The following is a 17,086-nucleotide window of genomic DNA, read 5'->3' on the forward strand; positions in this document are numbered from 1 at the left end:
AAACCCGCGCGGCACCAACTCCGAGACCCGTAAATGCTGACCCATGGCATTGTTTCTCCACATGAACCAATGCCAGCCAGACGCTCAACTCCATCAAAAGTGAGTCAGAGCCCTTATTCCACGCCGATTCACACCCGGAAGCTCGCGCCGCAACGGCCCAGCGGCTTGCCACGCAGATTGATGCTCTCGCCGACGTGATGCCGGCGCCCGACCCCGCCGGGCTGCGCCGGGCTGCCATCGGCAGTTGGGCTGCGATGGTCGGCGCGGTCATCCTATCCCGTGCCATCGACGATCGCGCTCTGTCGAGCGAATTGCTGACCGAGACGAGAGCCTGGATCGATGCGAAACCGGCCGTGCCTTCGGGAGCGGAGGGATAGGACGATGCGGCAATAAGAGCGTCCCCGGCACGTTGGGCAGCAACAGTTGCTTTGCTTTGACAATGGCTGGTATCCATCGACGAATCGATCGGGATCTCTTGGTAAGTGCGTTGCTGTACGCTCTTCTTTAGGTAGGTCGCGTCAAGCAAGCAGATCAATGAAAGAAACTGCATTGCGCCAGAAAGCGACACTCGACTCTCGCCGGGAAGCAGACATTCGAATCTGCTGATAGAGATCACTGACAACACTCTAAGCTCACAGGGCGTCCCGCCGAGCAAAATGGCTTGGGCTATCGAACAGGTGCGCACCGGTCAGTCCGGAAGTGGAATGTGCTCATCCCGGTCATCGGCCGGGAGATCGAAGAGTCCCTTGCCCCAGTTCTGCGCGCGCCAATCGGCCTTGGCCTCCTCGATACGCTCGCGTGAAGAGGCGACGAAGTTCCACCAGATGTAGCGGGGCCCCGAAAGGGTCGCGCCACCGAGGATCATCAGGCGCGCGCCTCTGTCGCCGGCCGCGACCGTGATCATGTCGCCGGGGCGGAAGACCATCATCCGCCCCGCTTCGAAATCCTGACCGGCGACCGAGATCGAGCCTTCGACGATGTAGACGCCTCGGTCCTCGTGACCATCCGGCATCGGCAACTGGCTGCCTGCTTCGAGCGCCACGTCGGCGTAGAACGTCTCCGAGTACATCGTCGCAGGGGCCTTCACACCATAAGCGTCCCCAAGGATCAGCCGGACCGAGACGCCGCCATCCTCGATCACCGGCAGCACCTCCTTGCCATGATGCTCGAACATCGGCGCCATATCCTCGTGACGCTCGGGCAGCGCCAGCCAAGTCTGAATGCCGAACAGGCTGTTCGGAGCGCTTCGGGCCGCCGCTGACGTGCGCTCGGAATGGGTCACACCGCGCCCGGCGACCATCCAGTTCAATTCGCCGGGACGGATGATCTGGTCCGCCCCAGTGCTGTCCCGGTGATGGAAATCCCCACGATAGAGATAGGTGACGGTGCCGAGGCCAATATGCGGATGCGGGCGAACGTCGACACCCTGTCCGGTCAGAAATTCGGCCGGCCCGGCCTGATCGAAGAAGATGAACGGCCCGACCATCTGCCGTTTCGGCGCCGGCAAGGCGCGCCGCACCTCGAAGCCGCCGAGATCGCGAGCGCGTGGAACGATGAGAGTTTCGATCGCGTCGAGGCCGACCTCATCGGGACAGCCCGGGTCGATTGCCGGATTCCAACTCATGCGCGTCATCCTTTCCTAGGCTTCCGGGAGGCCTCGCCCTTGCCGATGCTATGCTCAAGCTGGCAAAAGGCTGCCTGCCCGACTAGCCTTGCGACGCGTCAAGCTGTGTCGCCGCGAGTGGAACATGCGGGCAAGATCGTCGAGTTCGGCAGTTCGCAGCCGAGCGGCCGTCGAGCGCAATTCCTCAATAAGGCTTCGCCTCGCTCAGCTTTTAGCCTTCATGTCCCCAAACGTCCGGATTTTTGGCGAAGTACTCGGTGAGCATCTCGGTGAGCACCCGGACCTTCCGTACAGGGTGCTGCCCCGGCGGGCGGACGACATACACGGCCCCCGGAGGTACCGGATAGCGCGTCATGATCGGAACCAGCGCGCCAGAGGCCACATGTTCATAGGTGATGCAGTCGGGGAGCCAAGCGATGCCCAGGCCCGCCACCGCCGCGGCGGCGAGCGCCGTGGCGCTGTCGGCCTTGAACCTGCCCTGCGGCTGGATCGTAACGATCCTGTCGCCATCCATGAATTGCCAGGCTTCCGTTCCCTGCATGAGCGCCTGGTGGGCGACGAGTTCCTCCAGTGTCTCGGGTGACCCGTGCGCCTCGATATAGGCCGGGCTCGCGACAAGCTTGCCATGGATCGGCCCGACGCGCTTCGCGATCAGGTTGGAGTCCTGCAGGTAGGCGCCCCGGATCGCGCAATCGAACCCCTCGGCGATGAGATCGACGAAGCGATCGCTGTAGGAGGTATGAATGTGGAGCTGCGGGTGCTGGCGTGCCATTTCCGCCAGTACGGGGGCGAAGTGGGTCGGCCCGAACGTAAGCGGCATGGCAACCCTCAGACGGCCACGCAGGTCACCGGTGGGCAGGATAGATTCCCTGGCCGCATCGATCTCGGCACTGGCCCGGGCCGCATGCTCTCTGAACGTGATCCCCGCTTCTGTCAGTGCAGCGCCGCGGGTCGTCCGCGCCAGCAGCTGAACGCCGAACTCCGCTTCGATCCCCAAAAGCCGCCGACTGACGATCGATTTGGAGATGCCGAGCCGGCGTGCAGCGGCCGAGACGCCCCCGGCATCGGCCACAGCGACGAACGTCTGCAGATCCTCAAGGTCCAAGTCGGCGTTCCCCGTTTTGCGACACAGCGTGCCCGACTATGGCACTACCTCATCACCTAACGGAACGGCAAATTGCGTCCGGCACGTGCTGCCCGGCGGCGCCTGTCTCCCGCAAAACCAGCGCCGCTCAAAGCGGCAGCAAAGGACGCAGTAATGACCTTCCGCAATGGCCTTGCTTCGCTGCTTCGCCCTGAAGATTCGGTCCTCGTTCTGATCGATCACCAACCCTACCAGCTCGCGAACCTGAACAGCCACGAGCCGCAGATGGTGATCAACAATACGGCGGGCCTTGCGAAGACCGCCAAGGCCTTCGGCGTCCCCACCATCTTGACCTCCGTGATCGCCGAGCGGGGCGGCCTCCTCTTCCCGCAGATCACCGACGTGTTTCCGGGCCAGGAGGTGATCGATCGCACGCTCATCAACACCTGGCAGGATCCGAAGGTGGTGGACGTGGTCAAGGCGTCCGGCCGCAAGCAATTGATCATCGCCGGCCTGTGGACCGAGGTGTGCGTCGCGATGCCGGTGATCCAGGCCCTCGGCGAAGGTTGGGACGTGACCGTGGTCACCGATGCCTCCGGCGGCATTTCGGTCGAATCCCATGAGGTCGCCATCCAGCGCATGATCGCGGCCGGCGCGAATGTGATGACCTGGATGGCGGTGGCCGGCGAATGGCAGCGCGACTGGGCACGGCTCGATACGGCTGCCAAGCTGACCGAGGTGCTCGTGCAGCACGGCGGTGGCAGCGGCATCGCCTATCTGTGGGAGCAGCAGCTGCTCCACACGCCGGTGAACGTCGGCTGATCCGGGCCGGGGTGGCGGGAACGTCGATGCGCGTCGAAACGATCCGCATGCGGACCTCGCTACCCCTCGCCTGGCGGGGGACAGTGTTGTGATGCCGGCGCCGAATGCAATCTGCGCGAATGCCGGGTCGATTTGGCGGCTGACAGCCGCTCCGGCGCCTGCCCCGGTTGCTGGCGCGTCCACCCCTTCCCCAAGCGAGTGATGGCATCGTGAGAGGGCCATGAAAGCAGCCATCTATGATCACCCCGGCCCGCCGTATGTCCTGCGCTACGCGGATGTTCCCGATCCGGTGTGCCCAAGCGACGGCGTGCTGATCCGCGTCGAGGCTGCCGCCATCGAGGGCGGCGACCTGATCAATCGTGCGTCTACGCCTCCGCCCCATCCGGCCTTCGTCGTCGGCTATGCCGCCGCCGGCGAGATCATCGCGGTCGGGGAGAAGGTCAAGGATCGCCGGCCGGGCCAGAAGGTGGTGAGCTTCGATCTCGCCGGATCGCACGCGGAGCTGCGCGCCGTTGCCGCCAGCCGGACCTGGCCCGTGCCGGAAGGGCTCGACATGGCCGCGGCCGCCGCCCTGCCGATCGCCTTCGGGACCGCTCATCACTGCCTCTTCGCACGGGGTGGTTTGAAGCGCGGCGAAACCGTTCTCATCCAGGCCGGCGCCGGCGGCGTCGGGCTCGCCGCCATCCAGCTCGCGCATCGGGCCGGCGCGAACGTGCTTGCAACGGTCTCCGGAGCCGAGAGGGCTGAACGCCTCGTCGGCCTCGGCCTCGATCACGCGATCGATCATCGCTCGGCCGACGTCGTCGAGGCGGTCATGCGCCTGACGGAAGGCCGTGGCGCGGATCTCGTCGTGGACCCGGTCGGAATCACCTTGCAAGCTTCCCTGGCGGCGCTCCGCCCCGAGGGGCGCCTGGTCTTCGTCGGCAATGTTGGTGGGTCGCAGCTCGGTATCGATCTGTGGCCGGCGCTGCAGGCGAACCAATCGCTTTTCGGCGTCTTCATGGGAACGCAATTAGAAAAGCCGGATGTCTACCGCACGGTCTCCCGGATGCTGGAACTGGCGGCGACTCGAGCGCTCAGGGTGATCGTGGACAGAAGCTTTCCGCTCGCGGCCGCTGCCGAAGCCCACGCCTATGCCGGAGCCCGTTCCATCCTCGGGCGCGTCGTCATCGTCCCCTGATGTGCCGTCCGGGCTGTATCACTGGAGAGAAGAGAGAATGGAAAAGCCGGAATTCTTCGTCACCCAAGGTTATGGGGAACGCCTGCGCGACCTGCTGCATTACTCACAGGCAGTGCGGATCGGAAATCGCGTGGAGATATCCGGCCAGGGCGGCTGGGACGACGATCTACGGATTCCCGACGCGTTGGAGGACGAGATCCTTCAGGCCTTCCGCAACGTGGAGCGCACGCTGGCGGCGGGCGGCGCGGGCTGGGAACATGTGGTGCACGTCAATTCCTACCATGTCGGCGGCTTTCCGCCGGAGGTCAACGCGACGATGGTTCGGCTCTATCGCCACTACATGCCTGACCACGCGCCGATCTGGACGCAGACGGGTGTCGGAGCACTCGGACTACCGACCATGCGCATCGAGATCCGCGTGACCGCCATCATCGCCTGAGCCGCGCGGGGCACGCCGATCCGGCCTCGATCATGTGACCGTGCGATCCACCCCGAAACCAGCCGCGCCAGCAGACCGGCGTCGAATGGCGAGATATCAGTCCCCGGCAAGCCGATGCAGAACGGCTTCGTCGAGAGCTTCAAAGAGGCAGGAACTAGCGCCTGATTCCAAGCGGCCCGGCACTGTCCTTATCCGCTTTCGCTCGCTTGCGGCGGAGAAAGCGGCCGATCAGCCGCGGGGCGCCCTTGCGCGGGATAAGGTCGATATCCGTCACCAGCCTGGCGCCGCCCTTCCGGCGCTCCAGCACGATCTTGCGGCTGTGAAAGGCTTCCAGCTCGACACGATGGGCGACGCTGACGATCGTGGCTTCCGGCAATTCGGTGGTCAGCATCTCCATCATCTGGTCCTGGCTCTTCTCATCCAGCGCGGACGTGGCTTCGTCCAGCACGACGATGTCAGGACGGTGCAATAGCAATCGAGCGAAGGCCAAGCGCTGCTTCTCGCCGCCGGAGAGCGTCTGATCCCATGGACCGTCCTTCTCGATGCTCTCCTTGAGATGGCTAAGCCCCACCTTGTCGAGCGCCGCGCCAATCTCCTCTCTCGCCCAGTCCTCGGCCGCGCCCGGATAGGCCGCCGCCCGATGCAGAGTTCCTGAAGGCACGTAGGGCTTCTGCGGCAGCATGAAGAGCCGCCGTCCCGCGCGGATGTTCACCGACCCGCCGCCCCAGGGCCAGAGGCCGGCTATGGCGCGGATCAGCGTGCTCTTGCCGCTGCCGGAAGCTCCGGCGACCAGAACCCGTTCTCCGGGCTCGATCATCACCTCCGTCTCGGCCACCACGGCGGCGCCGTCGTCAAGCGTGACGGAGAGGTCGTTGAGGCCGAGTATGGCGCCGTTTTCAGTCTGTTCGCGCTTGATCCGCCCCACTCCTTCGCCGCGCTCGGCACGTTCCAGTGCATCGAGAGACATCATCAGAGAGGCAATGCGGCGTGCACAGGCGTTCCAGTCTGCAAGGCGAGGATAATTGTCCACCAGCCAGCCGAACGCCGTCTGGACGATGGTGAAGGCGGACGCCGCCTGCATGACCTGCCCGAGAGTCATGCCGTCATCGAGATATTTCGGGGCGCATAAGAGGATGGGGACCACCGGGGCGATCAGGCTGGACCCCTGCGACACGGTCGTGGTGCGCATATGCTGACCGGCAAGGCGCGCCCATTGGCGCAGCACATTGGAAAAGGTCCGGTCTATTCCTTCCCTTTCCTCCTTTTCTCCGCCGAGCAGGGCGATGCTCTCACCGTTCTCCCGGACTCGGGTGAGCACGTAGCGATACTCTGCCTCAGCCTGGTTTTTGCCTTCGGATACCGCGACAAAGCTCCGACCGATGAAAACGATCGAACCCGAAGCGATGGCGGCGTAGAGCACGGCGGCGACCACCAGGAAACCGGGGATGGTAAGCTCGGCGCCGCCGATGCTTAATGTGAGCGCTCCGCCGATGGTCCACAGGACCACGATGAAGGTCGCCGCGGAAAGCAAGGCCGAAGTCACCCCGGCAATAAAATCAATGGGCGAATCCGTGGCGACTCTCAGATCTTCCGCGATGCGGTATTCTGGATTGTCGTGATCGCCGCTGACGAGATTAAGTTGATAATAGCGCCCACCGGTCAGCCATCGCGACACGACCGAATTGGTTAGCCAAGCACGCCAGCGGCGCTGCATACCCATGCGCGCATAGACCTGCGCGACACCGAGCAGCACGCTGCCTATAGCGAGAGGGAAAAACACCCCGGTCAGGAAAAGCACCGTTGCGGCATCGCGCTTCTCGATGCCGTCGAAGATGGCCCGGTTCCAAACATTGATGCCGTATTGGAGCCCGACATTGGCAACGATCATCACCAGCAGACCGATGGTGAACAGCCAGGCGAGGCGATCGCCGTGGCGCCCCCAATAGCCGCGCGCACTGATCCAGAACCGCTTCAGCAGATAGGATCTGCGCAGTTGCTCGGCTTCCTCTGGCGACAGCTCCGCATCGGGCACTATGATTTCTGGGGGTGGAGGCTGAACGTCTCCTCCATCCTCTGCCACCACATCGGCAAGTTCGGTTGTCTCCGACGGATCGGCCGTTTGGTCTGAGACATCGGGCGTCGCGATCACCGTGGTCATACCGGAACAACGGAAGAACAAATCCGAATGTTCCGGAGCCAGGGCGCCTCAAGAATTGGGGTGGATCGGATACGGATCCGCGCGCTGCCTGTCGCGATCAAATGATGCTGCGCCCCAACCCGAGAGGGTCGTCGAAACCGCCGTTGCTATCGTCAGCGATGACACAACGGCGTTACTTACACCAGATTTGTCATCGGACAGAAACGGTATTTGCGATGTCGGAGCGCGATAGTTGATGTCGTTTTCGATTACCATGGCGCGCATTCAAAAGTATCCGAATACGCGAGATAAGTACCGTGGTCGGTCGTCAGGCATTGTTTGATCGACGCATTCATTCGCTGGGAACCATCCTGCCAATTTAACGTTCAAGTTGCATAGTCTCTAAGCAATGGATGGCTAATATGAAGCGCATCATCGTCGCAGCGATCGCTATTGCCTTGTCTTCTCCAGCGCTCGCCCAAACGGCCAATCCCGAGCCCGCAACCCCGGCGGTCACTACCCCGGAAGCGCCGCCTCCGGCCGAACCCGCGAAGGGCGCCAATAGCTTCACGGAAGCCCAGGCGAAATCTCGTATTGAAGCCAAGGGCTTCTCCAGCATCACCGGCCTTATGAAGGACAAGGATGGTGTCTGGCGCGGTAAGGCCATGAAAGCCGGCGCCTCCCATGATGTCGCCCTCGATTATCAGGGCAACGTTTTTCCCCACTGAGGCCGAGCGTCATATCCACGGAAGGAAAGCACATGGCTACCGTTTCTGGTCTTTTCGACAACTATGACGACGCCCTCTCGGCGGTGAACAAGCTCGAGGCGTTGGGCGTCGATCGCGCCAACATCAGCATCATCGCCAACAACTCCGGCGACTGGTACGGCCAGCGTGTCGATGCGCGTGAAGGCAATGGCAATGCCGGCGAAGGTGCGGCGTCCGGTGCCGGCATTGGCGCGGTACTCGGTGGCGCGGGCGGGCTGCTCGCAGGCCTCGGCGTGATGGCCATTCCGGGCATCGGCCCGGTGGTCGCGGCCGGTTGGCTGGCCGCAACCGGTCTCGGTGCCGTCGCCGGCGCGGCGGCCGGTGGCGCCGTGGGCGGGGTAGTCGGCGCTATGACTTCCGAAGGCGTCCCGGAACGCGACGCGCATCTCTATGCCGAAGGCGTGCGCCGCGGTGGAACGGTCGTCTCAGCTAAAGTCGACGATGGTCAACTCTCCGCGGCCCAAGACATCTTGGACAACGAGGCCGCCGTCGATCTCACCGCACGTGAGAGAGTCTATCGCGAGCAGGGTTGGGCACGCTTCGATCCCGACGCGCCGGCCTACACCACCGAGGAGGTCGTTCGCGAGCGCGAGCGTTACCGTCTCTGACGGGATCTGGAGAGTTCAGGGCCTGCACGATGTCCCTCTGGTCCGTGCAGGTCCTCCAACTCGCAGGAGGGAACCATGAACATCCTACTCATCACCATCGCTGCGACTCTCGCTCTGTTCGCCGGTGCGGCCAATGCTGGCCCCTGCAGCGAACGCCTCGCCTCGATCGAGAAGGCCGCTTCGACCAAAGATGCCGGCTCGGGGCCGACAAACTCCACGGGAGCGACGGCCACCCCGCCCAACGCCGGCGTGCCGAAGGCAGGCGAGGTCCCAGGCACCGGCGGAACGGCCGGCATGAATGCCACTGTCGGCAATAAGGCGACTTCTCCCGCGGACGTACGGGCACAGACCTCCGGTCAGGCCACCGCCGCACAGGGAGGCACATCGTCGGCTGGAGAGCTGAGCAGCGCCTTGGCCGCGGCCAAGACTGCGGACAGCGCCGGTGACGCAGCGGCCTGCAATCGAGCGCTGGATACTGCCGAGCGGCTTTTGCGCGGCTGACGCGCGTGCGCGAAACGGGCCGGTGTGTCGACCTCGATACCGCCCCACCGGCCCCTTATCCCACAATTGATCGACGCTCGGCGGTCGAGAGGGGCTGACGGATCCTCCCTCATCCTGCTGCGAGGTTGTCGTTCCTGCACGCCACCGGATGCCGACGACAGTGCTGCAGATCCACCAGGCAGGCGAACCCCGCTCCTTTCCACGTCGCGCTCGGCGGAACCGGGACGAAGGACCAGACGTTCAAATCCCGACCTCAGGATTCCGATAAATGCACGAGCGCGCCGCTTCACGATTTGATGTTGCCGTTCGCCTGCATGAGCGGCAGACGTGGGATGGAGCAGCGCCAAGGGCGATCGTTGCACTCCCTGCGCGAGATGAAGGCGATCGCATAGAAGCCTGCCTGGCAGCTCTTCTCGCTCAATCCTCTGAGGCCGCCGCGGACGGTCGGGCCTCTTTCGGCATCGTCCTGCTTGCCAATAATTGTCGCGACGCAACCGTATCGCGCGCGCGCCAACAGCTCGCTGGCGCCGGCGTTCCGCATCGTGTGCATGACATTCGCTTGCCGCCCAATCGGGCCAATGCCGGCTTCGCGCGAGGCCTTGCATTGGACCTCGCCCGTCTGTGGCTGGAGCATGCCGGCGATGAGGGCGCCCTTCTGACCACGGATGCCGACACGCTGGTGAAGTCCGATTGGATAAGGCGGAACCTGGAGGGGCTCTCTGCAGGATGCGGCGCGGTCGCAGGACGTTTCGAGCTCGATCCCGTGGAGGAAGCTCTCCTGCCGGCCCATCTGCGCCGGCGCCGACGCATTGAGGCCGCCTACGAGGTGGCGCTCCTCACGCTCTCGGCTCTCCTCGATCCCGTGCCCCATGACCCTTGGCCAAACCATTGGACGACATCCGGCGCGAGTTTCGCACTGACTTTGTCTGCCTATCGAAAGATTGGCGGCCAGCCCGATGTGAAAGTTAGCGAGGACAAGGCTTTGGCACTGGCCCTTGCGTGTCACGATATCCCCATCCGCCACGATCCCACGATCGTGGTCTCCACCTCTGCCCGTCTTGAGGGACGTGCGGCAGGAGGCTGCGCCACGACGCTGAAACGACGGTGCGAAGCTCATGACTCGCCGGGCGACGAAAAGCTGGAAGCACTGCCGGCGGCATTGCGCCGGGTGATCCTTCGTCGCCGCTTTCGTCAGGCTTTCACGACCGATTTCCGGGCGGCTGAATGGGAATGTCGGTTAGCGATGCCGCCGGGCAGCCTCCAGGACGGAACGCCGCGGCATTTCGGTGAGGCATGGAGGAAGGTGGAAGCGTTGTGTCCGCTGCTGGCGAGGCGACCGCTTCGGCCCGTAGAAATGGAGCGACATCTGCTCGCTGCCCAGCGCATGCTCGCAGGCCTCGAACGGCGGTCAGCGCCTGCTCAAGAGATCGAGCCGATAGTCGTGAGTCCGCTGTTGACCGAGGAGGCACAGCGCCCCCGATACTTCCGCGATAAAGCCTTCAGCCGCTTCGTCACCGGAAAGCGGATAATCCGTTTCCCGGATCCAATGGACCAACTCGACGTCGCCGCCCGGAGCGAGGGAGCCCACGACGCGTTTGGCGAGCCGTGAGACATCATCGGAGCTGAGATAGTAGACCACCTCGGACAACAGGATCAGATCGAATCGCCCGGCAGGCCAATCGTCTGGCGCTTGCCCATGCACGAAGGTGACATGAGGGATCTGGCGGCAGCGCGAACGAGCCAATTCCAGCGCCTTGCTGGCAGGGTCCATAGCCACCAATTGCTCGCATCGATCGGCGAGGCGCTCCGTCAGGACGCCGATCGAGCAGCCGATCTCCAGAGCACGCCGATAGCGTGGCCCGGGCAAAGCGTCCAACGTTGCTTGGTATTTTGCCTGTTCATAGGCACTCGTCTCGAAGCGCCAAGGATCATCCGAGCGCGCATAGAGCGCGTCGAAATAGGATACGGGCAGCGTTGTGGTCATGGATCGGACCTTATGAAGATCTCCCACGGGGTGCCGAACAACGCCAGCATCGGAGCAGTCAGCCGGAAGCCATGGGGATCATCCGGCACGAGATTGGTCGTTTGGGAAAGGTGTGCAGCGATAGCCTGTCGCTTTGTCGGAAGATGTTCTTCGATCAAGACCCGCACGCCTGCACATGGCGGGTCGGGAAGTGGCGACAGCGGGTCTAACGTCAGCCCCCAGATCGGGTATTCCCACAGCGTCAAGCCTGGCAGCAGAGACGCGGCCGCCACGGCGAGCACGTAGCTCGCCTGATGATCGCAATGGGGATCATGCCGCCATGAAACGGCCATGACGTCAGCCTGACCGGAGAGAGCAGCGACACGATTTGCGGCCCGGCGCAGTTCGGGCCCGCTCGACGGGACGTGGCGATCAGGAAAGTCCAGGAAATGCACGTCGCGACAAGCAACACCAAGGTGCCGGGCGGCCTCGATCGCCTCTTCGCACCTGAGCGCCGCAAGACGTGACGGCGGAAACAGCTGCGAGTTCGGATGCGAGCCGGCACCGTCGCTGACGATGATGATCGCAACCGGCACACCCTCGGCCCGGCAAGCACTGATAAGTCCGCCGCAACCGAGGCTTTCGTCATCTGGATGCGGCGCGACCACCACGAGGCCGCGCCGCACGAAATCGTGGGGCGTAGCGAGTGGAAACTCGTCCATGGCTCGTAAGGCGGAAGCGGCGTTCATCATCGCCAGAGCTCGCCGATGGCTTGGTCGCTGCGGAGCGCATAGGCCGCTCCTTCGCACAGGGTACGATCGGGCGCCGGCTGGCGCAGATAGGTGGCGAGGTCTCGGCAGATTCGCTCGACCGCATTGGTCCGTAGAAAAGCCGATAAGCCGATGGAACGCTGGACGAGTTCCATGACGTCCAGTCCGGCACGCTCTACAGCGCAGCGCGCCAGGTTTACGTAAGCGACGATATTCTCTGCTGCAGGCGGCAGGGGAGCGTCGTCCGCCTCGGCTATGTTCGCTGCCCGTTCGGTCCACAAGCGCGCCGTCTCCACCGCCATCAACGCTTCGCCCATGCGGGCGCGTTGATGGGGATCGCTATCCCGCCCAGAGCGTCGTAGCGACGACCGCGCCTCCTCGATCAGACGTTCCATTGCCCCAAGCTGAACAGCACAGAACCGCCACGCGCCGCCGGAAAAATGCGGCTGGCGGTGATAGTCACCCCCCTTACCAATGATGTCGTCCGGCTCGACCACCAGCCCCGTGAAGCAGAAAGTGCCGGTCGCTGAGGCTCGCATACCATGGGCTCGCCAAGCGGAGAGATCAGCCCGAGCCGTTTTATCCAGGCGCGGTAGCACCATGAACAGCCTGTCGTCTTCATCCCGAGCCGTGATCATCGGGCGGTCAACGAAGCCCGCACCGGTTGCGAACGTCTTGGCACCTAAGAGGGTGATATGTCCGTTCGCACGGGCCAATCGTACTCCTTCAGCCCCCTCGGTGTTCCACACGCCAAACAAACAGCCATTCTTCGCGTCACGGCCAACTCGCTCGCGCTGCTCCCGCGTTCCGTAGCGGCGTATCAGCTCCGCAGCGTTGACATGCCCCTCGAATAATCGTCCGAGCGGGAGACTGGCCGTGCCGAGGAGAATAAGCCCTTGCAAAAGTTCCTCGGGTGCAACGGGTCGTTCCCCGTCCTCGATCCGAGCGAAGGGCGAGGCCAGAGCTCCGATTGCTGTCAGCCTGGCGATATCCTCTGAGGGGAATGAACGGTCCTCGTCCAATTCCGCTGCTCGATCAGCGATGTGACGCATCTCGTCACGAAAAGCCGCTGTGACGAGACGGTTCTGCTCCGCACTGATGTCCAGCATTTTGCTTCATTCCCTTTGCTGGAATGCAATGCGACGACGGAACAGAAGGTTCCGGGGGAGACTGCTCGTCGGCGGCCGGGCAAGCTCGAGCTAGGTGCGCCGATCTGACTTCGAGGTAGTATCCGGCAGTTTGTCTTTCTGATCGGGCGAACGACGTGGCGCTTTCAGCGGCGGTTGCACAGGATCGTTGAGCGGCGCCGCATCCGGGATCGGGTCCACGTCGGGCATTGGCGGCACACCCGGTACAGCGCGTGTCTTCGGCCTATCCGATGTCATAGGCAGCGCTCCTAAGCCGCCCCAACCGGAGGCGAAGCTCCGGCCGGGCGTGGCATATCACGACGCCATCGGGTCGCGATGTTCCGGCATGGCCTTCAATTGCTCCTTGGTCCACGACGTGACGGCGTGAATGTCGCCGTCTTCATCGCGCATGAAATCGAGATCGCCGACGGGGACAGCTACCGGCTTCGCTCCAATTCCGAGGAACCCACCCACATCGATGACGACTTCGCTGCTCGAGCCGAGCCCGTGGATATGCGACACGCTGCCGATCTTCTGGTCTCCCGGACCATAAATCGTCGCACCATTGAGCATATCAGGCGTGAGTTCAGCGCGAGTCAGATGGATATGATTGGCATGATCCATTGGGACCTCCCATTGGTGATGCGTCGTCAACTTATGGGAACGTCAGCCGTTCCCGTCATCGTCGTGAAACAACCTTCATCGACCAGGTCCGAATGATTTTGGACCGACCGATTTCGTCATCGAAGTCTTGAGAAAGCTCACTTCGGCGCTTGCGGCTGCCGACTTCAAGATTGTGCGCTGAGGCGACCCGTCCTCGCTCATGAAATGTTCACAAGTGAGCAGAACTTCGTTTGGTAACAAGGTATGGCGAATGGATGAAAATGCTTGAACAGACGGCCCGTCGGATCTGCACACTGGATCTACAGGGAAAGGGTTTCTTGCCCGACCAGATTGCCCAGCGGGTCGATCGCTTCTGGCCTGTCGTCGCCAACGAGATCCGCCAGGGAGTTGTACTGGTCGGCGAATGGCCGTTCAGCGCTGAGGAGATCGAGGAGCTTTCAGCGGAGTATCGAACCTTGATGCCCCAATGAGCGAGTGGGCCAATGTATCGCTATCGGATATTGGAGTTTTCAGCGGAAGGAATGATCGCCGCATCGACAGAGGTCGATTGCGCGGATGACCTCGCCGCCGTCCAATGTGCTCGGGCGATGCAGACACGACTTCGGATGGAGATTTGGCAGGCTAATCGCCTAGTGGACATGCTTGATGCGCCCCAGGAATAAGCGCTGTGCCGACTTAGGCTAGGGCGGATGCCGGGGACCAGTCGCTGTGATCCGGAGGATCGGCATAGGGCGGTGACGATCGAGCTACGTAACCGCGAGCAAGGCAAGAGGAGCGTCAAACAACACCTCCACCCCCCGCGCCGATATTGCGGTGATCTTCCCGCGGTGAGCATTCCCGTCCTCAAGCGTGACAAGCACGGAAGTCAGGGGCACTCCCATCATGGATGGCATCTCCGTCGCGATGAAGCCGGTTGCATAGAGCCCCCCAATGGGGATCGATGTCTTTCGACGCATCACCTTGATGTCATAGCGAGCGGTCGTCGCCGCGAACCCAGAGACGCGTAGCCAGCCTTCACCGCTGAAGGATCTAATCACTTCCATTCTGGGGAAGGCCTCACTCTGCTCACTTACCAAGAACCATTGGTCGCAGAGAGGGTTCCGTCCCCATGCCAATCTATTGAACGCGACGTTTTCGGCCGTTCGTGCTATGGTTACCGTGCTCTTAATGAGAGCCCGTGCCTGGGGTGATCGGCCCCAACGGTTGAAATGGCGTCACCCAAGGACGCGCCCTCATCCGCCACATCTCTCATACGCCGTCAGCACTGGCGGCAGCGTGGCTGTCATGGAAAAGCTGGAGGAGCGCGCGCGTGCGATCTGCGCGCAGGATCTGTTGGCCGCCGGGTGTTGGCCGACCGAAAGGCAAGGGAAGATTGATCGGCTCTGGCCGGTCGTCGCGCGTGAGATCATGGGCGGCGACACCGATCCCGTCTTTGCGCACATCGCTGACATGGCGGAGAGGCAGCGCGAGTACGATGCCATGTGCAGCCGCCAGGACGGTGGTGTTGCCGGCAGCAGCTTCCAGCTTATGGGTGCGGATCAATCAAAGCCGGATCGCTGACCTTGTGAGGAGTGAGCCATCTGGCGTTTAGCCGACTCTCAGGCCAATTGACGGCGGATCCGCCAGAATGCCGGCCTCCTCTGCCGCGGATGCAAATGCCAGCCTGAAGGCTTCGACCGGGACATGGCTCGCTAGAGCGTCCAATGCCACTCGCCGAGCCGAGACGTGCAGCGGGGTGTTGGAGAATGCTTCCGGCCAATTGTCCATCAGAAACCGTGCGGCGCCCTCGACGTCGCCAAAGGTTCGCCGGGTTGCGGCGTCCTCAGAGACGGAAATGGGCGTGATAAGCATGGACATTTGAAGCACCGGAAAAACGCCCCCGCCAAGGCGGGGCGGGGGCTAGGTCGTCGTGCCGGTGAACCGAACAGGCGCAGTCAGTCATGGAGCCAACGTCCCCATCTGCTGTTCGTTCCATCGAACGGGAGAGCCTTTCCGGGCGAAAACGGCCGGCGACGGACGCGCACGACCGCAGCTCAGCATCGCGCAGGGCGCGTCAGGCTCGGAACACCCGACAAACGCACGCGTTCACAATAGATACGCCGTCGAAGGCGAGGAGCGATGTCCATGACCTTCTACAAGATTTTTATGTTCGGCCACCAAGGCGGATTGGAGATGGCGAGCGACATGGAATGCAGCGGCGATGCGGCTGTGCTTGGCCAAGTCCGCGCGATGCGGGCCGGTCGACGGGTTGAAATCTGGGACGGTGACCGGATGGTCGCTTCGCTCAATCAACGAGGTGAGATCGTTCAGCCGGACTATCAGGCTCCGATGAAGACTGACTTTTGAGATTAGGTCGGCTCCGCCATCTGCCAATCAGATTGGCTACTACCTTCCAGCTGGTGACAGGTGACGGGACCGAGAGCACTCAGCTCGGGCACAGCAGCTACGGTCCTATGTACCTACCTTTGCATTCTGGCTGCATACGCTCGGGTAGGGAACACCCCGGGACGATGCCGCATTGAAGAAAAGTTGCACGGCGCAGAGGATCGACTCAATGGCTCAAACTCCGACAAGAGCCGGCTGGAAGGGCTATCTCAAGCTCAGCGAGATGGTGTGTGCCGTCTCTCTCTACACCGCCGTTTCCGACAGCGAGCGCGTCAGCCTCCACATGGTCAACCGACGCACCGGCAACCGGCTGCAAAGACGGTTCGTCGATTCCGATACCGGAAAGGTCGTCGAGCGCGAGGACCAGGTAAAGGGCTACGAAGTTGCGTCGGGCGAATATGTGACGCTCGAGGCGGAGGAGATCGCCGCGGCATTTCCCAAGGCCGACAAGACTCTGGCCATTGAGCACTTCATCGCCTGCTGCGATATCGACGACCTCTATTTCGACCGGCCCTATTATCTGCGCCCCTCCGACGAGGTGTCGCAACCGGCCTTTGCGGTGATGCGGGAGGGGCTGCGGCGGCGCAAGGTAGCCGCGCTCGCGACCGGCGTGCTGTTCCGCCGACCGCGAACTTTGCTGGTGCGAGCCTATGACGAAGGGCTCATCGCCACGACGCTGAACTATGACTACGAGGTGAAATCGGCCCAAGACGCTTTCGCCGACATCCGAGAGGTGAAGGTGGATGATGAAATGCTGGATCTTGCCCGGCACATCATCAAGACCAAATCCGGCCAGTTCGATCCCACCAGCTTCGAGGATCGCTATGAGGCCGCTCTGACCGAGCTTGTGCGCGCCAAGATCGCCGGTCGCAGCATCGCACCGCCGAAGCGCAAGCTGGCCAAGGTCGTCGACCTGATGCAGGCGTTGCGCGAGAGCGCCGGGATGGCCGGCCGCGACACGGCGGCAAAGGCGAAGGGCGGTCGTCGTAAATCCACGGCGGATACCTCCAAGGCGCCGGTAAAGCGAGCGCCGGCCCGCAAGGCGGGATAGCTCC

At 62.9% G+C, this 17,086-nt stretch carries 20 protein-coding genes and 1 pseudogene; 11 read left to right on the forward strand and 10 right to left on the reverse strand.

Annotation, left to right across the window (positions count from 1 at the left end; all coding sequences use genetic code 11):
• The 3 genes from KHC28_RS27965 to KHC28_RS06830 form a co-directional block, all read right to left on the reverse strand.
• On the reverse strand, positions 1 to 568 hold a 568-nt coding region (locus KHC28_RS27965), incomplete at its 3' end, for a hypothetical protein (protein ID WP_214007596.1).
• 120 nt (positions 569 to 688) lie between these two features.
• Positions 689 to 1,624 (reverse strand): pirin family protein, encoded by a 936-nt coding sequence (locus tag KHC28_RS06825; RefSeq protein WP_214007597.1) that lies wholly within the window; start codon positions 1,622 to 1,624, stop codon positions 689 to 691.
• A 211-nt stretch (positions 1,625 to 1,835) separates the two neighbouring features.
• Positions 1,836 to 2,729, reverse strand: a complete 894-nt coding sequence (locus KHC28_RS06830; protein ID WP_214007598.1) for a LysR family transcriptional regulator — start codon at positions 2,727 to 2,729, stop codon at positions 1,836 to 1,838.
• A gap of 153 nt (positions 2,730 to 2,882) precedes the next feature.
• On the opposite strand from KHC28_RS06830, the gene KHC28_RS06835 reads away from it, so the two are divergent.
• The 3 genes from KHC28_RS06835 (at position 2,883) to KHC28_RS06845 (ending at position 5,149) form a co-directional block, all read left to right on the forward strand.
• Positions 2,883 to 3,530 carry a hydrolase gene (locus tag KHC28_RS06835; protein ID WP_214007599.1) on the forward strand — a complete coding sequence of 216 codons (648 nt, stop codon included), beginning with the start codon at positions 2,883 to 2,885 and terminating at the stop codon, positions 3,528 to 3,530.
• A gap of 220 nt (positions 3,531 to 3,750) precedes the next feature.
• Positions 3,751 to 4,710, forward strand: coding sequence for a quinone oxidoreductase family protein (locus KHC28_RS06840; RefSeq protein WP_214007600.1), 960 nt, complete (start codon positions 3,751 to 3,753; stop codon positions 4,708 to 4,710).
• A 37-nt stretch (positions 4,711 to 4,747) separates the two neighbouring features.
• Complete coding sequence (locus KHC28_RS06845) at positions 4,748 to 5,149, forward strand: RidA family protein (protein WP_214007601.1); 402 nt, start codon at positions 4,748 to 4,750, stop codon at positions 5,147 to 5,149.
• 154 nt (positions 5,150 to 5,303) lie between these two features.
• Here KHC28_RS06845 and KHC28_RS06850 read toward each other — a convergent pair whose 3' ends face one another.
• Both KHC28_RS06850 and KHC28_RS06855 read right to left on the reverse strand, forming a co-directional pair.
• Complete coding sequence (locus KHC28_RS06850; RefSeq protein WP_214007602.1) at positions 5,304 to 7,307, reverse strand: ABC transporter ATP-binding protein/permease; 2,004 nt, start codon at positions 7,305 to 7,307, stop codon at positions 5,304 to 5,306.
• Between the two features lie 48 nt (positions 7,308 to 7,355).
• Positions 7,356 to 7,571: a hypothetical protein gene (locus KHC28_RS06855; protein ID WP_214007603.1), complete on the reverse strand. Its 216-nt coding sequence runs from the start codon at positions 7,569 to 7,571 to the stop codon at positions 7,356 to 7,358.
• 137 nt (positions 7,572 to 7,708) lie between these two features.
• Here KHC28_RS06855 and KHC28_RS06860 point away from each other — a divergent pair, with 137 nt between their 5' ends.
• From KHC28_RS06860 to KHC28_RS27830, 4 genes are all read left to right on the forward strand, one after another.
• On the forward strand, positions 7,709 to 8,014 hold the full coding sequence (locus KHC28_RS06860; protein WP_214007604.1) for a PepSY domain-containing protein: 306 nt from the start codon (positions 7,709 to 7,711) through the stop codon (positions 8,012 to 8,014).
• A gap of 32 nt (positions 8,015 to 8,046) precedes the next feature.
• Positions 8,047 to 8,661, forward strand: a complete 615-nt coding sequence (locus KHC28_RS06865; RefSeq protein WP_214007605.1) for a general stress protein — start codon at positions 8,047 to 8,049, stop codon at positions 8,659 to 8,661.
• Positions 8,662 to 8,736: 75 nt separating this feature from the next.
• Positions 8,737 to 9,162, forward strand: coding sequence for a hypothetical protein (locus tag KHC28_RS06870; protein ID WP_246564458.1), 426 nt, complete (start codon positions 8,737 to 8,739; stop codon positions 9,160 to 9,162).
• Positions 9,163 to 9,430: 268 nt separating this feature from the next.
• Positions 9,431 to 10,771, forward strand: a complete 1,341-nt coding sequence (locus tag KHC28_RS27830) for a glycosyltransferase family 2 protein (protein ID WP_312893118.1) — start codon at positions 9,431 to 9,433, stop codon at positions 10,769 to 10,771.
• Here KHC28_RS27830 and KHC28_RS06880 read toward each other — a convergent pair.
• From KHC28_RS06880 to KHC28_RS06895, 4 genes and pseudogenes are all read right to left on the reverse strand, one after another.
• Positions 10,757 to 11,146 (reverse strand): annotated as a pseudogene (locus KHC28_RS06880) (class I SAM-dependent DNA methyltransferase); the annotation flags it as partial. The gene KHC28_RS27830 and the pseudogene KHC28_RS06880 overlap by 15 nt on opposite strands.
• Positions 11,143 to 11,877: a PIG-L deacetylase family protein gene (locus tag KHC28_RS06885; protein WP_246564459.1), complete on the reverse strand. Its 735-nt coding sequence runs from the start codon at positions 11,875 to 11,877 to the stop codon at positions 11,143 to 11,145. The gene KHC28_RS06885 and the pseudogene KHC28_RS06880, both read right to left, overlap by 4 nt.
• Positions 11,874 to 13,004 carry an acyl-CoA dehydrogenase family protein gene (locus KHC28_RS06890; RefSeq protein ID WP_214007607.1) on the reverse strand — a complete coding sequence of 377 codons (1,131 nt, stop codon included), beginning with the start codon at positions 13,002 to 13,004 and terminating at the stop codon, positions 11,874 to 11,876. Before KHC28_RS06890 ends, KHC28_RS06885 begins: the two co-directional genes overlap by 4 nt.
• Positions 13,005 to 13,337: 333 nt before the next feature.
• Complete coding sequence (locus tag KHC28_RS06895; protein ID WP_214007608.1) at positions 13,338 to 13,646, reverse strand: PRC-barrel domain-containing protein; 309 nt, start codon at positions 13,644 to 13,646, stop codon at positions 13,338 to 13,340.
• A 317-nt stretch (positions 13,647 to 13,963) separates the two neighbouring features.
• Between KHC28_RS06895 and KHC28_RS06900 the strand changes: the two genes are divergently transcribed.
• Entirely contained in the window at positions 13,964 to 14,116 is a 153-nt protein-coding gene (locus KHC28_RS06900; RefSeq protein ID WP_246564461.1) for a hypothetical protein, read from the forward strand.
• An 814-nt stretch (positions 14,117 to 14,930) separates the two neighbouring features.
• Complete coding sequence (locus KHC28_RS06905) at positions 14,931 to 15,206, forward strand: hypothetical protein (protein ID WP_214007610.1); 276 nt, start codon at positions 14,931 to 14,933, stop codon at positions 15,204 to 15,206.
• Between the two features lie 27 nt (positions 15,207 to 15,233).
• Here the strand turns inward: KHC28_RS06905 and KHC28_RS06910 are convergent, their stop codons facing one another.
• Positions 15,234 to 15,503, reverse strand: coding sequence for a DUF982 domain-containing protein (locus KHC28_RS06910; protein WP_214007611.1), 270 nt, complete (start codon positions 15,501 to 15,503; stop codon positions 15,234 to 15,236).
• A gap of 267 nt (positions 15,504 to 15,770) precedes the next feature.
• Here KHC28_RS06910 and KHC28_RS06915 point away from each other — a divergent pair, with 267 nt between their 5' ends.
• Entirely contained in the window at positions 15,771 to 15,992 is a 222-nt protein-coding gene (locus KHC28_RS06915; protein ID WP_214007612.1) for a hypothetical protein, read from the forward strand.
• A gap of 208 nt (positions 15,993 to 16,200) precedes the next feature.
• Positions 16,201 to 17,082 (forward strand): non-homologous end joining protein Ku, encoded by an 882-nt coding sequence (gene ku / locus KHC28_RS06920; protein ID WP_214007613.1) that lies wholly within the window; start codon positions 16,201 to 16,203, stop codon positions 17,080 to 17,082.
• Positions 17,083 to 17,086: the final 4 nt, after the last annotated feature.

The sequence above is a fragment of the Ancylobacter sonchi genome, assembly GCF_018390695.1.
Taxonomy (GTDB): domain Bacteria; phylum Pseudomonadota; class Alphaproteobacteria; order Rhizobiales; family Xanthobacteraceae; genus Ancylobacter; species Ancylobacter sonchi.

What these genes read in the sequence shown, in the direction of transcription:
- KHC28_RS06910 (WP_214007611.1), bottom strand. Translation starts at nt 15,503, where the DNA reads ATGTCCATGCTTATCACGCCCATTTCCGTCTCTGAGGACGCCGCAACC.
- KHC28_RS06895 (WP_214007608.1), bottom strand. Translation starts at nt 13,646, where the DNA reads ATGGATCATGCCAATCATATCCATCTGACTCGCGCTGAACTCACGCCT.
- ku (WP_214007613.1), top strand. Translation starts at nt 16,201, where the DNA reads ATGGCTCAAACTCCGACAAGAGCCGGCTGGAAGGGCTATCTCAAGCTC.
- KHC28_RS06890 (WP_214007607.1), bottom strand. Translation starts at nt 13,004, where the DNA reads ATGCTGGACATCAGTGCGGAGCAGAACCGTCTCGTCACAGCGGCTTTT.
- KHC28_RS06905 (WP_214007610.1), top strand. Translation starts at nt 14,931, where the DNA reads ATGGAAAAGCTGGAGGAGCGCGCGCGTGCGATCTGCGCGCAGGATCTG.
- KHC28_RS06865 (WP_214007605.1), top strand. Translation starts at nt 8,047, where the DNA reads ATGGCTACCGTTTCTGGTCTTTTCGACAACTATGACGACGCCCTCTCG.
- KHC28_RS06825 (WP_214007597.1), bottom strand. Translation starts at nt 1,624, where the DNA reads ATGAGTTGGAATCCGGCAATCGACCCGGGCTGTCCCGATGAGGTCGGC.
- KHC28_RS27830 (WP_312893118.1), top strand. Translation starts at nt 9,431, where the DNA reads ATGCACGAGCGCGCCGCTTCACGATTTGATGTTGCCGTTCGCCTGCAT.
- KHC28_RS06870 (WP_246564458.1), top strand. Translation starts at nt 8,737, where the DNA reads ATGAACATCCTACTCATCACCATCGCTGCGACTCTCGCTCTGTTCGCC.
- KHC28_RS06850 (WP_214007602.1), bottom strand. Translation starts at nt 7,307, where the DNA reads ATGACCACGGTGATCGCGACGCCCGATGTCTCAGACCAAACGGCCGAT.
- KHC28_RS06845 (WP_214007601.1), top strand. Translation starts at nt 4,748, where the DNA reads ATGGAAAAGCCGGAATTCTTCGTCACCCAAGGTTATGGGGAACGCCTG.
- KHC28_RS06835 (WP_214007599.1), top strand. Translation starts at nt 2,883, where the DNA reads ATGACCTTCCGCAATGGCCTTGCTTCGCTGCTTCGCCCTGAAGATTCG.
- KHC28_RS06885 (WP_246564459.1), bottom strand. Translation starts at nt 11,877, where the DNA reads ATGATGAACGCCGCTTCCGCCTTACGAGCCATGGACGAGTTTCCACTC.
- KHC28_RS06915 (WP_214007612.1), top strand. Translation starts at nt 15,771, where the DNA reads ATGACCTTCTACAAGATTTTTATGTTCGGCCACCAAGGCGGATTGGAG.
- KHC28_RS06840 (WP_214007600.1), top strand. Translation starts at nt 3,751, where the DNA reads ATGAAAGCAGCCATCTATGATCACCCCGGCCCGCCGTATGTCCTGCGC.
- KHC28_RS06855 (WP_214007603.1), bottom strand. Translation starts at nt 7,571, where the DNA reads ATGCGCGCCATGGTAATCGAAAACGACATCAACTATCGCGCTCCGACA.
- KHC28_RS06860 (WP_214007604.1), top strand. Translation starts at nt 7,709, where the DNA reads ATGAAGCGCATCATCGTCGCAGCGATCGCTATTGCCTTGTCTTCTCCA.